Annotated in this window: 11 protein-coding genes; 9 read left to right on the top strand and 2 right to left on the bottom strand. The window is 74.0% G+C overall.

Annotated elements, in window-relative coordinates; genetic code table 11:
• Window position 1: 1 nt before the first annotated feature.
• The 3 genes from ACZ5GP_RS03180 to ACZ5GP_RS03170 all read left to right on the top strand — a co-directional run bounded on the left by ACZ5GP_RS03180 (window position 2) and on the right by ACZ5GP_RS03170 (window position 2,252).
• Window positions 2-469, top strand: a complete 468-nt coding sequence (locus ACZ5GP_RS03180) for a MarR family winged helix-turn-helix transcriptional regulator (RefSeq protein ID WP_468749128.1) — start codon at window positions 2-4, stop codon at window positions 467-469.
• Window positions 470-736: 267 nt separating this feature from the next.
• Window positions 737-1,306 (top strand): DUF4232 domain-containing protein, encoded by a 570-nt coding sequence (locus ACZ5GP_RS03175; protein WP_468749127.1) that lies wholly within the window; start codon window positions 737-739, stop codon window positions 1,304-1,306.
• Window positions 1,307-1,385: 79 nt separating this feature from the next.
• Entirely contained in the window at window positions 1,386-2,252 is an 867-nt protein-coding gene (locus ACZ5GP_RS03170) for a YwqG family protein (protein WP_468749126.1), read from the top strand.
• A 40-nt stretch (window positions 2,253-2,292) separates the two neighbouring features.
• On the opposite strand, the gene ACZ5GP_RS03165 is transcribed toward ACZ5GP_RS03170, so the two are convergent.
• Together ACZ5GP_RS03165 and ACZ5GP_RS03160 are read right to left on the bottom strand one after the other, a co-directional pair.
• Window positions 2,293-3,600 (bottom strand): PucR-like N-terminal domain-containing protein, encoded by a 1,308-nt coding sequence (locus ACZ5GP_RS03165; RefSeq protein WP_468749669.1) that lies wholly within the window; start codon window positions 3,598-3,600, stop codon window positions 2,293-2,295.
• A gap of 12 nt (window positions 3,601-3,612) precedes the next feature.
• The gene (locus ACZ5GP_RS03160) at window positions 3,613-3,765 is read right to left on the bottom strand and encodes a hypothetical protein (RefSeq protein WP_358590719.1); all 153 of its coding nucleotides are present in this window, start codon (window positions 3,763-3,765) and stop codon (window positions 3,613-3,615) included.
• Between the two features lie 211 nt (window positions 3,766-3,976).
• On the opposite strand from ACZ5GP_RS03160, the gene pgfA reads away from it, so the two are divergent.
• The 6 genes from pgfA (at window position 3,977) to ACZ5GP_RS03130 (ending at window position 13,744) form a co-directional block, all read left to right on the top strand.
• Window positions 3,977-5,011 (top strand): cell envelope lipid trafficking protein PgfA, encoded by a 1,035-nt coding sequence (pgfA, locus tag ACZ5GP_RS03155; RefSeq protein WP_468749125.1) that lies wholly within the window; start codon window positions 3,977-3,979, stop codon window positions 5,009-5,011.
• A gap of 198 nt (window positions 5,012-5,209) precedes the next feature.
• Entirely contained in the window at window positions 5,210-6,415 is a 1,206-nt protein-coding gene (locus ACZ5GP_RS03150) for a glycosyltransferase family 4 protein (RefSeq protein WP_468749124.1), read from the top strand.
• Complete coding sequence (locus ACZ5GP_RS03145; protein WP_361080876.1) at window positions 6,416-7,144, top strand: class I SAM-dependent methyltransferase; 729 nt, start codon at window positions 6,416-6,418, stop codon at window positions 7,142-7,144. It abuts the gene before it with no gap.
• Entirely contained in the window at window positions 7,141-11,556 is a 4,416-nt protein-coding gene (locus ACZ5GP_RS03140; RefSeq protein ID WP_468749668.1) for an alpha-(1->3)-arabinofuranosyltransferase, read from the top strand. The genes ACZ5GP_RS03145 and ACZ5GP_RS03140 overlap by 4 nt, the downstream gene beginning before the upstream one ends.
• A complete protein-coding gene (locus tag ACZ5GP_RS03135; protein WP_468749123.1) occupies window positions 11,553-13,010 on the top strand; it encodes a condensation protein in 1,458 nt (485 codons plus the stop codon). Before ACZ5GP_RS03140 ends, ACZ5GP_RS03135 begins: the two co-directional genes overlap by 4 nt.
• A complete protein-coding gene (locus ACZ5GP_RS03130; RefSeq protein WP_468749122.1) occupies window positions 13,007-13,744 on the top strand; it encodes a class I SAM-dependent methyltransferase in 738 nt (245 codons plus the stop codon). The genes ACZ5GP_RS03135 and ACZ5GP_RS03130 overlap by 4 nt, the downstream gene beginning before the upstream one ends.
• The last annotated feature ends 5 nt before the right edge of the window (window positions 13,745-13,749 follow it).

Here is a 13,749-nt window from a genome sequence, read left to right as displayed (position 1 = left end):
AATGGGTAACCTGGTCATCATGGCCACGAGCAGCTCGCGTACCCCCTCGCCCCGCGTCGACCCGTTGACGCGGGAAGTCGTCGAGCTGATCGGCACGGTGGTGGCGCGCTACCACGAGGAGTACGAGGAGGCCGCGGCCGAGCACGCGCTGACCGGCGCGCAGGCACGCGTCCTCGGGCTGCTCTTCATCGAACCTATGCCCATGCGCCGCATCGCGCAGAAACTGAAGTGCGAGCCGTCGAACATCACGGGCATCGTCGACCGTCTGGAGGCACGGGGCCTGGTCGAGCGGCGGCCCGACCCGGCCGACCGGCGCGTGAAGCTGGCGGCGCCCACGGCCGAGGGCGAGGAGGTGGCCCGCGGTCTGCGTGACTCCCTGAACTTCGCGCGCGAGCCGCTGGCGGAACTCTCCCGCGAGGAGCGGCTCGCCCTGCGGGGGCTGCTGCGGAGGATGCTGGGCGAGGCGTAGGGGCGGCGGGCGTCGGGCTCTCTCGGGAGCGGAGGGCTGGGCCGGGTGCGTGTCCGGCGTCCCAGGCAGGCGTTCCAGGGGGCTGGTGTCCGCGCAGGTCAGGGGCCGTTTAGGTGTTCCGGCGTCCCGTATCGGCGGGTGGTGGTGGCGGGCGGGACGGCTCGCAGGCCAGGGTGTGGATCGGCCCAGCGGCTCGCCGGACGTCAACACCCGGCCGGCCGTTCGAGGCCGCTCACCCAGACCGTCACCGCACCCATGGAGTTCTCGATGCGTTCGCCTCTCGCCGCCCGTTCCGGTTCCGCCCGCCCCGCACGTTCCGCCCGTTCCTCACGCTCCGCCCGTCTCGCCCTCACGGCGGTGGCCGCCGCGGCCCTCGCCGCCACCACCGCCGGGACCGCTCTCGCCGTCGGCCAGAGCACGGCCCCCGTCGAGCAGATCTGCGGGACCAACGACCTGACCTTCAAGGTCAGCGAGAGGACGCAGGCCGGCGGCTACCTCCTCGTGACCGCCAAGGCGCGGCCCGGCATCACCTGCCACCTGGAGGGCACCATCCCCTCCGCCGCCTTCGGCTCCCACCCCGACCGGCAGGTCGCCCCCGTCGAGCAGGCCGTCACCGACAGCATCAGGCTCTCCGGGTCCACCGCCGCGTACGCCGGCATCAACCCGAAGTCGACCGACCACGACCACGGCGCGGAGTTCGACCGGATGATCATCGCCGTCGCCGGGGACGAGGGGAGCGCCACCTCCGTCCGGCTGCCCGGCCCGACCCTGATCGACAGGCCGCTGAGCACCAACTGGCACGCCGACCCGGCCGACGCCGTTCCGTTCGGCGGCTGATCCGCGCGCCGCCTCACCCCCGTGCCCCGAACAGGCCGGCGTGGCCGCGTTGTCAGTGGTGGGAGGCATGATCGGGGGCATGACGCCGAACTCCGCGGGCGAGTTGCACGCCCTCGCGCACGAGCACCTTCCCTCCGACGTGGCCGAGCGGTGGCTCGGGCTGCTGCGGCCCGGCATCCGGCTCGCCCCGGCGGGCGGGGACGAGGCGGTGGTGGGGCAGTTGGGCGGGGAGCCCCGGCTGCCGGACGACGTGGAGTGGCCGGAGTGGGAGGGGTACGGTCCGCTGTCGTTCGTCGCCTCGGTGGACTGCGCCGCGCTGCCCACGGCGGCGCTCGACGTGCCGTTCCCCTCGACGGGCACGCTCGCCTTCTTCTACTTCGACGGCCAACTGGACGACGGGGAGGCGGTGGTGGACGTGGCCGACGTCCCGAGCAGGGCGGGCGCCCGGGTCGTGTACGTCCCGGCGGGTGTCCCGACCGCCCGCCGGGACACGCCGGACGAGCTGGACGCCTACCCCCACGTGCCGCTGGCCGCGCGGGTGGAGCCGACGGTGGCGGAGCCGACCCATCCGCTGGTCCAGCGGGTCTTCGCGCCGGGCGCGGCACCTTTCCGGGACTACGAACACCCGGTGTGCGCCGAGGAGTTCGTCGAGGCCCTGTGGGAGTACGACGCCGATGCGGGCCACCGGCTCGGCGGCACCCCGCAGTCCGTGCAGGGGCCCGTCGAGGCGGAGGTCGCCCGGGCGGCGCTGGGCCCCGGGGTGGACTGGCACGATCCCCGGCTCCCCGCCGAGATGGACGAGTGGGTGCTGCTCGCCCAGTTCGACTCGGACGAGACGGCGGACATGATGTGGGGCGACGACGGCTGCCTGTACTGGCTCATACGCCCCTCCGACCTGGCGGAACTGCGGTTCGACCGGGCGCTGTTCACCTGGCAGTGCTGCTGACCGCCCTCGGGCACCACCGGGCCCCCTCCTGGCGCCGGACCTAGCTCCGGCCCAGGAGTCCCCTCAACCGCCGTGCGCGCAGCACCAGTTCCAGTTCGAAGCGGCGGTCCGGGTCGTCGACCTCGTCGCCCCACAGCTCCCTTATCTGGCGCAGGCGGTAGCGGACCGTCTGGGGGTGGACGCCGAGGCGGGCCGCCACCTCGGGGGCGCCGCCGCGGGTCTCCAGCCAGGCCAGCAGGGTCTCGGCGAGGCGGCGGCCGTGGGCGGGGCCGCAGTGCTCCAGGGGGGCCAGGCAGCGCCGGGCCAGGTCCTCGATCAGCTCCTCGGGCTGGAGCAGCACCAGCGCCTCGGTGTGCTCGGTGCAGTGCAGCACCTCACCGCCGGGCAGCAGACCGCGCTCCATGAGCCGCACCGCCGCCTCCGCCCAGCGCAGCGACTTCGCGGCGTCGGCGAGCGGCACGGGCGGGCCGATCGCTCCCGACCAGCCCGTCATGGCGCGCCGCAGCAGCTCGGGACGCCCGGCGGCGTCCGGGTCGGGCACGACCATGCGCGGCTGCTCCGCCTCCATGTCGAGCAGGACGCCCGCGCCGACGGCGGGCGCCACGGCTTCCGGCGCCGGGCGCAGCAGGACACCCACCGCGACCCGCTCGGGCAGCTGCCAGCCGACGCGGGCGGCCCGCTCCCCGAGGGCGTTGCCGAAGGGGGCGCCCGGGGTCGCCGAGGGGCCGGACACCGCGCCGCCGGTGGTCTCGGCGCGCCGCTCCGACAGCAGCAGCTCCATCAGCTTGCGCTGGAGCCGCAGCCGCTCGCCCGCTTCCCGGGCGGCGGCCTCGGCGTAGCCGCGTACGGACTGGTCGACCAGTCCGTCGAGGTACTCGAAGCCCGACTCGGCCAGTTCGTACATGGCCGGGGGCGGGATCTCGATCTGCTGGCCGATTTCGGCGAGGCGGCGCCAGGCGAGGCGTACGCCGAGGCGGTAGATCGCCTGGAGGGAGTCGAGGCTGCGGCCGTGCAGGCCCTCGCCGCGGCCGAATTCCTGGAAGACCTCCAGGTGGTAGCGGGGCCGCCCTTCCTGGGACGCCAGCTGCTGGACGAAGCCTTCCAGAGCGCGGCGGATGCCCACCAGGGCCATGGGCTCACCGGCGTCGTTGAGGACGACGGGCAGCCCGGGGAACTCGGCGCGGATCTCGCGCAGGATGTCCTGGGCGAGCGCGGGCACCTCCTCCAGGGCGAGCGCGGCGAACCGCCGCACCTGGCGGGGCGGCACGTCCCGCCAGGCGGAGCGCGCCTGCGCGGGGCCGTGGCTCCCCGTGGGGGCGGCCTCGGGCGGCGGCTGGATGTCGGTCACGGCCACGGTCGCTCACTGGCTCCGCGGTGGCGCGTCGTAGTGGACCAGCGGCGTGTTCGGCTGGTCCGGCGTGGCGTCGAGGAGCGCGACGACGCCGAGGGCCGCGCCCACGGCGAGGAGCGCCGCGGCGGCGACGGTGAGTGATGCGGCGAGCAGTCGGTGCATGCGAGGGCCAGCCTCTCGTTCGGAGGTCGTCCCCACCCCGGATCATCCAGGCCTGGTCACACAGTCCTGGTCGTACAGTCCCCGCCGGCCCCGTCCGGCGCGTGCCCAGTGTCTGCATCCATTGACACCCAGTCAAGGGTGCGCCTACGGTTCCCCGCCCATACGTACGGCTCGGTAACACTTCTCCCGCCCTTAGCCCAGGAGTGCCCCCATGCGCCGCACCACCTCGCCATTTTCCCTGGTCATCCTCGGTCTTGGCGCGTTTCTTCTGGTCCTGGCCCCCCTGCTGGCCTGGTATGTCGAGCCGCGCGCGAAACGGACCCCGACCGATATCGACACGATCACGGTTTTCAAAGGAAAAGGAAGCTACTTCGACACCGAGAAGATCAAGACGGTCCACGACAAGAACCTCACGATCACCCGGCAGGTCCGCGGCGACGTCGCCGACAGCGAGAAGAGCGGCCGGGCCGTCTGGGACGTGTCCACGTCCGTCGATCCGGACAAGTCGCTGCCCGCGGCCGACCCGCACGACTCGCTCCAGTGGACCGTCGAGCGCTGGGTCACCGATCGCAGGACGAACCGGCCCGTGCACTGCTGCGGCGAGAAGCCGTACTTCGAGGGCGAGGCGTACCTGAAGTTCCCCTTCGACGTGGAGAAGCGCTCCTACCGCTGGTGGGACAACACCCTCGGGGCGACCGTGCCGCTCACCTACCGGGGCACGAAGAAGGTCCAGGGGTACGAGGGCCTGCGCTTCACGGGGTCGGTCGAAGCCACCAGGACCGGTACCCGGCAGGTGCCGGGACGGATGGTCGGGCAGCCGAAGAAGAGCCAGGTCATGGCGGAGGAGTACTACGCCAACCACGGCATCGAGCTGGTCGCGGACAAGCGCACCGGCCGGATCATCTACGCCGCGGTCGGGCCCCGCAAGACGCTGCGCGCGCCCGGCTCGCACAAGGACGCGACGGTGCTGCTGGACAGCGAGCGCATCGCTTTCACGCCGGACACGCAGAAAGCCCAGGTCAAGCTCGCCAAGGACGACAGCGGCCGACTGAAGCTGCTCGGCGAGACTCTTCCGGTGCTCGCCGGGGTACTCGGGGCGGTGCTCGCGCTCGTGGGCGGTCTCTGGGTCGTACGAGGGCGCCGGGACGACGGCGCGGACGGCCCCGGCGGGCACGACGGTTCAGCGGAGCCGGGGAGTCCGCATCCTGGTACGTCCAAGACCGCCCTGCAACCCAGCACGATGTGATGAGGCGTCAGCCCGGAAAAGGCCGGAAATTGTCACTCCGGTGAGTAGACCCGCGGTAAGGGGCGGCGAAAACTAACCACCCCCACCCCAGCACAGTCCCCGCACCACCTCGGCAGTATCTCCGCAAGCCCCACAGCAGGACCGTTTCGCCCGCCCGGCCCCCCACAGTTCCGCACCCTGAGACGAGTTGGAGCACGCATGCCCCAGCACGTACCGTCCTCGCTGCGCGCAGCCGCCCCGCGGCACGCGCAGCGGCTCCCGGCGCCTCCCCCACAGCCGCGCCGGATCGTCTTCCTCGCCCACCGCGACCTCGGCAACCCGGCCGCGGGGGGCTCCGAACTCCTCGTCGACCGGCTGGCCGACGGGCTCAGCAAGCTGGGCCACCAGGTCACGCTGCTGTGCGGCGGGCCCGCGGCCCACCGCGACTACCGCGTGGTCTCCGCGGGTGGCGACCTCGGTCACTTCCTGCGGGCGCGGTCCGCGTTCACCCGCCAGATCGGCGACTGCGACCTGCTGGTGGAGGTCTGCAACGGCATGCCGTACCTGGCGCCGCTGTGGCACCGCGGACCGACCCTGTGCCTGGTCAACCACGTCCACACCGATCTGTGGGGGATGCGCTTCCAGGGCGCCCTCGCCCCGGCCGCCCGGCTCGGGCGGCGACTGGAGCACTGGGCCCTGTCGGGCGCGCAGCGCGGCAACCTGCTCGTGGCCGTCTCGCCGTCGACGGCCACGGCGCTGCGGGCCATCGGCGTGGAGCGCGAGCGCATCCGCGTCGTGCACAACGGCGTGGAGGAGCCGGGCCCGCTGCACGCCCGCTCCGACGAGCCCTTGTTCCTCGCCATGGGCCGCCTAGTGGAGTACAAGCGGATCGATCTGCTCCTGCGGCTGTGGGAGCGGGTCAGGCCCGTCACCGGCGGCCGGCTCGTGATCGTCGGCGACGGCCCCGAGCGGGCCCGTCTGGAACAGCTCGCCGGTCCCGGCGTGGAGTTCCGCGGCCATGTCTCCGAGGCCGAGAAGCACCGGCTGCTCTGCGAGGCCTGGATGCTGCTGCATCCCTCGGCCGTGGAGGGCTGGGGCCTGGTCATCACCGAGGCGGCGACCCGTTCGACGCCCTCGGTCGGCTTCGACGTCCCCGGGGTCCGCGACTCCATAGCGGACGGCGTCACCGGCCTCCTCGCCCGCGGCGAGAGTTCCTTCGCCGCCGCCTGGTGCACGCTGGCGCTCAGCACCGAGCGGCGCAGGGCGCTGGGCAAGGCCGCCGGCGAGCGGGCCGCGCAGTTCCGCTGGGGCAACACCGTCCGCCAGTTCCAGGCGGTGGCGGCCGAGGCGGTCGCCGCCCATCACGCGCCCGCCGGGCCCCTCATACCCGCGCCCGCCGGGCCGCCGACCGCACAGGGGACCTGAGTGAAAGACCCGTCCCTGCGCCGTTCCGCCACCCTGTTCCGTGCATTCCTGCGTGAGCAGCAGGACCCGGAGCGCTGCTACACCCTCCTCGCGAAGGACGCCGCCGACCAGGTCGAGGCGCATGTGAAGGTGAAGGACCGCGTCGTCGTCGACATCGGCGGCGGCGGCGGCTACTTCACCGAGGAGTTCCGGCGGCGCGGCGCGCAGTCCTACCTCTTCGAGCCCGATCTCGCCGAGATGAAGGCGTCCGGCACCAAGCCCCCGGAGGGCTCGGTGCTCGCCGACGGCTATCTGCTGCCGCTGGCGGACGCCGTCGCCGACGTCACGTTCTCCTCGAACGTCCTGGAGCACGTCGACGACCCGCAGACGTTCCTCAGCGAGATGGTCCGGGTCACCAGGCCCGGCGGGCTCATCTATGTCTCGTTCACCAACTGGCTCTCCCCCTGGGGCGGGCACGAGTGGGCGCCCTGGCACTACCTGGGCGCCGAGCGGGCCCGCGCCCGCTATGAAAGACGTACCGGAAAAGCCGCGAAGCACACCCTGGGCGAGAACCTCTTCGCCCATCACGTCGGAGCGACCCTGCGCCAGGTGCGGGGCCGCTCCGACGTGGCCGTGGTGTCCGCGCGCTCGCGCTACTGGCCGTTCCTGGCCGGGGCGATCACAAAGGTGCCGGGTGTGCGCGAGATCGCCACCTGGAACCTCCTCCTCATTCTCAGGCGGTGTCCATGACCACGGTCCAGGCCCCACCCCCGGCCGCCGTACGGCCCACGACCGCTGCCCCTGAACCCTCGCGGGGGCCGCGCTCGCGGCGCTGGCTGCTGGGGTTCTGGGCCGTGGCGTTCGTGGCGTTCCTCGCGGTGAGACCCGGGCGGATGACGTTCGACACCAAGCTCGGTGTCACCGTCGACCCCTGGCAGTTCCTCTCCGACCTCGGCCAGCTCTGGCACGACCGGGGCGGCTTCGGCGGCATCCAGGACCAGTACGTCGGCTACGCGTTCCCGATGCTGCCGTTCTACGGCCTGGCCGATCTCGTCCAGCTCCCCGTCTGGCTGGCCGAGCGGCTGTGGCTCTCGCTGATCGTGAGCGCGGCCTTCTGGGGCGCGCTGCGGCTGGCCGAGCGGCTGGGCATCGGCAGCCGTCACAGCCGGCTGCTCGGCGCGGTGGTGTACGCGCTGTGGCCGACGTTCACCATAGTCGTCGGCTCCACGTCGGCGGCCGCCCTGCCCGGTGCGGTCCTGCCGTGGGTGCTGCTGCCGCTGACGAATGAGCGGATCAGCGCCCGCCTCGCCGCCTGCCGCTCGGCGCTGATCATCCCCTGCATGGGCGGGGTGAACGCGGCGGCGACCCTCGCCTCCCTGCTCCCGGTGGCCCTCTACCTCCTGTCGCGCCCGGGCGGGCCGCGCAAGCGGAAGCTGATCACCTGGTGGGTGCCGGGCGTCATCCTGGCCACCGCCTGGTGGATCGTGCCGCTCCTCATGCTCGGCATCTACGGCGAGAACTTCCTGCCGTACGTGGAGAACTCCGCGACCACGACCGGCACCATGTCGGCCACCGAGACGCTGCGCGGCGCCGGCAACTGGGTCGCCTACCTGAACTTCGGCGAGGCCTGGCTGCCGGCCGGCTGGACGGTGGCGACGGCCGTCGTGAGCGTCGTCTGCTCGGCGCTCGCCGCGGCCCTCGGCCTGGCCGGGCTCGCCCGCCGCGACCTGCCCGAGCGGCGCTGGCTGGTCCTGACCGTCCTGTCCGTCGCCCTGATCACGCTGGCCGGGTACGGCGGCGCCCTCGGCGCGCCCTTCCACGAGAGCGTCCAGTCCTGGCTCAACGGCGGGCTCGTCCCCTTCCGCAACATCTACAAGTTCCAGACGGGCCTCGCGCTCGCCCTCGCCCTCGGCCTGACGCACCTGGTGGGGGTGGCCGCGCAGGCGCGCGGGGCCCGGCCGGTGCGGGGCCGGCGGTACGCCACGCTGGCCGCCGCGGTCCTGGTGCTGCCGGGGCTGGCCTGGCCCTACCTCAACGGCTCGATCCTGCAGCCGGGTTCGTTCCAGAAGCTGCCCACGTACTGGCAGACGACGGCCGACTGGCTGGAGAAGTACTCCCCCGACTCCCGTGCCCTCGTCGTCCCGGCGACCGCGCACGGCATCTACACCTGGGGCTCGCCCATCGACCAGCCCCTGGACGTGCTCGCCGACTCGCGGTGGGCGCAGCGCGACTACGTGCCGTTCGGCACGGCGGGCAACCGCCGCGCGATGGACGCGGTCGAGCAGGCGCTGATGACGGGCGGCAAGGTGCCGGGCCTGAGCGACTACCTGACCCGGGCCGGGCTCTACTACGTCGTCGTGCGCAACGACCTCGACCCCGACCAGGTCGGCCATGTCCCGACGTCGACGGTCAAGCGCACCCTGGAGGAGTCCGGCTTCAGCCGCGTCACCGGCTTCGGCCCGCAGACCACCGGCGGCACCATCCCGGCCGACACGCCCCTCCAGGTGGAGGGCCTCTACCCGCGCCAGCGCGCCGTGGAGATCTACGCCCCCGGCGACAGCGCCCGGCGTCCCGGGCAGGCCGGCCTGAAGCCCGTCTCCAACACGGCGGTCGTCAGCGGCGGCCCCGAGTCGCTGCTCCCGCTCTCCGCCGACCCGTCGATGCGGGACCGGCCGACCGTGCTGACCGGCGACAACCACCCGGGCGTGGGTACGCCGGGCCTGCTGGCCGTCGGTGACGGACTGCGCCGCGCCGACACCCGCTTCGGCCTGGTCAACTCCAACACGTCGTACACCTACACCCGCGACGAGCGGAACGCGCCCGACGCCGCCCAGGACCCCGGCAGGAAGCCGCACCAGATCCTGCCGACGGACGGCGTCGAGCACCAGACGACGGCGGAGCTGCGCGGCGCCAGGTCGGTGACCGCCTCCTCCTACGGCAACTGGCTCTTCCACCTGCCGCAGTACGACCCGGTGAACGCCTTCGACGGCAACCCGGCCACGGCCTGGGCCGAGGGCGGCTCCGGTTCGCCCGACGGCGAGTGGATCAAGGCCGAGTTCAACGCGAAGATCACCGTCCCGGCCGCGTTCCGCCTCACCCCGCTGCCGCAGGACGGCGTGCGGGCGGCGCCCACCCGGGTACGCGTGGAGACGGAGCGGGGCTCCGTCACCAGCTCGCTCAGGCCCGACGGCACGGCGCAGCGCGTCAAGGCCCGCCCGGGCACCACGAGCTGGATCAAGATCACGATCGTGGACACCGAGGAGGCGCGCCCCGGGCTGACCGGCGCCGGCTTCTCGGAGATCAGCCTGCCGCAGGTGCGCGTCACCAAGCTCCTCCAGCTGCCCGCCGACGCCCAGAAGGTCACGGGCGCCGAGGCGACCACGTACGCGCTGCACCGCTCGTCCGACCCGAACGCCCTGTCGCCGGTCAACGCCGAGTCGGGGCTGCACCGCCGCTTCACCACCACGGGCGGCGGCGAGTACGAGATGAAGGCGAGCGCGGTGGCCGTGCCCGGCACCGAACTCGACGAACTGCTCTACAAGGTGGCCCCCGAGCAGCGGCAGCAGATCATCGCGACGGCCGACTCGACGGCGAGGCTCGGCGAAGGCCTGACGCCGCGCAACCTCACCGACGGCGACCTGACCACGGCGTGGATCGCGGGCAACACCAAGCGCCCGGTGATCCACCTCAGGTGGCCGGGCAAGCAGCCGGTGGGCGAGATCGTGCTGCCCGCCGCGGGCGGCCTGTCCACCCGTCCGCAGAAGATCGAGATCAGCTCGCCGGACGGCGCGGCGACCGCGGGGGTCGACGAGAACGGCAACGCCCGGTTCACGCCGATCACCACGGACCGGATGGACATCACCATCACGGAGACCGCTCCGCTGACGGTCCACAACCCGGTGGCCGACGACAACCTCCAGCTGCCGGTGGGCCTCACCGAGGTCTACGTCCCCGCGCTCGACCAGTACCGCACCCCGCGGCCCAAGGCCTCGCAGCGCTTCTCGCTGCCCTGCGGCCAGGGCCCGATGGTGTCGGTCGACGGCGAGCTGTTCGAGACCGCCGCCCAGGGCAAGGTCCGTGACCTCACCGAGCGCCGCCCGGTGGAGATCAGCCTGTGCCAGCGGGGCAAGAAGGACACGGCGGTCCGGCTCGACGCCGGCGCGCACAGCGTCGAGACCGGTGACGCGGGCCCGCTGACCGTCATGGACGCCTCCCTCACCCGGGGGACGCCCGGCACGGTGGACGAGACGGCCCGCGAGCTGAAGATCAAGGACTGGCTGGGCGACCGCCGCGAGGTGAGCGTCGGCGCGGGAGCGGCCTCGTACCTGACGACGTACGAGAACGTGAACGACGGCTGGAAGGCCACCCTCGACGGCAAGGAGCTGACCCCGCTGCGCCTCGACGGCTGGCAGCAGGGCTGGCTCGTGCCCAAGGGCGAGGGCGGCACGGTCAAGCTCACCTACGAGCCCTCGCGGGTCTACGAGATCGGGCTGATCCTGGCCGGTGTCGGCGTGCTGGCCCTGGCCGGTCTTGTCCTGGTGCGGCGCCGCGAGCCCAACACGGACGCCGTGGCGCCCGCGCCGCCCGCCCCGGGCCCGATCCTCGGCACGGTGGCGCTGACGCTGGTGGCCGCGGTGATCGCGGGGCCGTTCGCCCTGCTCGTCCCGGCGCTGGCCCTGCTGGCCTGGTGGCGGCACACGCTGCTCGTCCCCCTCGCGTTCCTGGCGATGGCGGGCGCGGGCGTCGCGGCGGCGACCGGGGCCGGCGAGCCCGCCGACGCCGACGCGGGGGCGTTCGGCCCGGTGGCCCAACTCCTCGCCCTCATCGCGCTGTTCGCGGCGCTGGTGACCGTACGGGAGCGGCACACGCCGTCCGACGACGCCGACACGCTGGTGTACGGACCGGGCGGCGGACCCGCCCCGGGGCGGCCCGCGCACCCCGCCGGGCCCCCGCTGCCGCACCGCGAGCACGGCGGCACGCACACCCCGAAGGCGCCGCCGGCCCCACCGGCGCCGGCGCACCCCGGGTCGGGCCCCACGGTCTCGGCCCGTGGACCCGAGCCGGCCGGGCCCGCGTCCGCGCCGCAGGACGACGCGACGGTCCGCTTCCCGCGGCTCGGGCGCCCGCCCACCCCGGAATCAGGAGAAGGCACGCAGCGATGACCGCACTGGAACACCCGGCACGGCGGGCGGACGGCCCCGGCCGGCCGCCCGCGCGCGTGCCGTTCCCCGTCGTCGACGAGGTCTCCCGGCACTGCCTCCAGGAGGAGGAGCCGGAGACCGTGCACATCGAGGTGCACCTGCCGGGCACCCCCGACCCGGCCCGGCTGAAGGCGGCGTTCGCCGAGGCCCTGCGCCGCCACCCCCGCATCCTGATGCGGGAGGCGCGGGGCCCCTGGTACCGCCGCCGCTACGAGTGGGAGCTCACCGCCGAGCCGGACACCGAGGTGGTGACCTTCCCGGCCCCGGAGCCGGACGCCCTCAAGCGGGCCCGCGAGCGGGCGCTGGCCAAGGCGCCCTCCCTCGCGGCCTCCCCGCCCATCCGCCTGGAGGTCGTGGCGGCCGAAGCGGGCCTGGCCTCCCGGCCGGAGCCGGGTCCGGACACGGCGGCGGGGCCAGGCTCGGTGCTGTTCCTGACCGTCAACCACACCGCGCTGGACGGCCCCGCCTGCATGCGGGTCCTCGCGACGGCCGCCGAGATCTACGCGGGCGAGGGCTCCTCCCCCACACCGGTGGCGCCCCCGCCCACCCGCGCACCGGAGCGCCCGGGGACCGCCGCCCAGCCGCCGCCGGACACGCCCTCCGGCTGGGCACCGCCGGCCAGGGTGCTGCGGGGCACGCCCGAGCCCTCCCCCGGCAACGGCCTGCTGGTCGACGAGCTGCCCGTGCCGCGCCGCCCGAAGGGCTCCCCGTTCACCGTGAACGACCAGCTCATGGTGGCGACGGCGCTGATGATCTCCCACTGGAACCGGGAGCACGGCGCCCGGCCCCGCCCGCTGCGCATCACGATGCCGGTGGACGACCGGCCCCGCGACGCGAGCATGCCGATCGGCAACGGCACCCGCCTGGTGGAAGTGCCGTTCAGCGCAGCGGAGTTGGCCCACCGGGAGTGGACCCCCGACGCCATACGCGACCTGCTGCGCCGCACCTCCGACCGCACCCGCGCCCTCAAGGCGCTGCCCCGGCCGCAACTGGGCCACGGGGCACGTCTGTTGACGGCGCCGGTACTGCCGGTCACCCTCCGGGCGGCCGTCACGCGGGGGCTGCGCCGGGCGGCCGCGCCCTGGACATCGACCACGCTTTTGAGCAACATCGGGCGTGTGCCGTATCCCCTGGACTTCGGTGACGCGGGGCGCGCGCACGCCGTGTGGTTCTCCGCGCCGGCGCGCCTGCCGCGCGGCCTCACCGTGACCACGGCGTCCACGGCGGGACGGCTGCACGTCGCCCTGCGCTGGTCGAAGACGCTGCTCGGCCCCGGCGACGGCGCGCACCTGCGGGACCTGTTCGAGCACTATCTGCACGCCACCGAGCACACGGAGCAGCCGGCGCACACCGAGCACGCCCGGAGCGGCGGGCCCGACCCCGCGCCGCCCGACGAGAGCGGAGGGCCGAAGTGACCGCCACGACCAGCGGGCGCCGCGCCGGCCTGCGCGACTTCTACGAGGACCCCGCCGTGCCGGTCGCCTCGGGCGACGCCCGCAGCCTGCGCCAGGCCCGCATCCTCGCCGACGCGCTGGGCCCCGCCACGACCCGCACCGCCACCGTCCTGGACATCGGCTGCGGCGACGGCACCGCCGCCGCGACCGCGGCGCCGCTGCTGGCCGGCCACCGCGTGATCGGCGTGGACTGGTCCCAGGACGCCCTCAGGCGCGCGCACGCCCGGCTGCCGTACGTGGTGCGCGGGGAACTCACCGACGGCGGGCTGCCGTTCGCGACCGGAGCGGCCGACGCCGTCCTGTTCAGCGAGGTCATCGAGCACCTGGTGGACCCCGACAGCGCGCTGGACGAGCTGCGACGCGTCCTCAGGCCGGGCGGGCACCTCATGCTGTCCACCCCCAACCTCGCCGCCTGGTACAACCGCGGGCTGCTCCTCGCCGGGGTGCAGCCGGTCTTCTCCGAGGTGAGCCTGCGCGGCATCCACGGCCGCCCGGGCAAGGAGGTCGTGGGCCACCTGCGGCTCTACACGGCCCGCGCGCTGCGGGAGTTCGTCGCGGCGAGCGGTTTCGAGGTCGTACGCCTGTCCGGCGCGCCCTTCCACGGCGTGCCGCGGCCACTGCGCGCCCTGGACCGGCTCGCGTGCGCCGTGCCCAGCGCCTCCTCCATCCTGCTGCTGCACGCCCGAAGGACCTGAGCCCG

The organism is Streptomyces sp. NPDC031466, assembly GCF_055581265.1.
The sequence above is the reverse complement of the archived record's forward strand: the minus strand, read 5'-3'. Positions and strand labels throughout refer to the sequence as shown.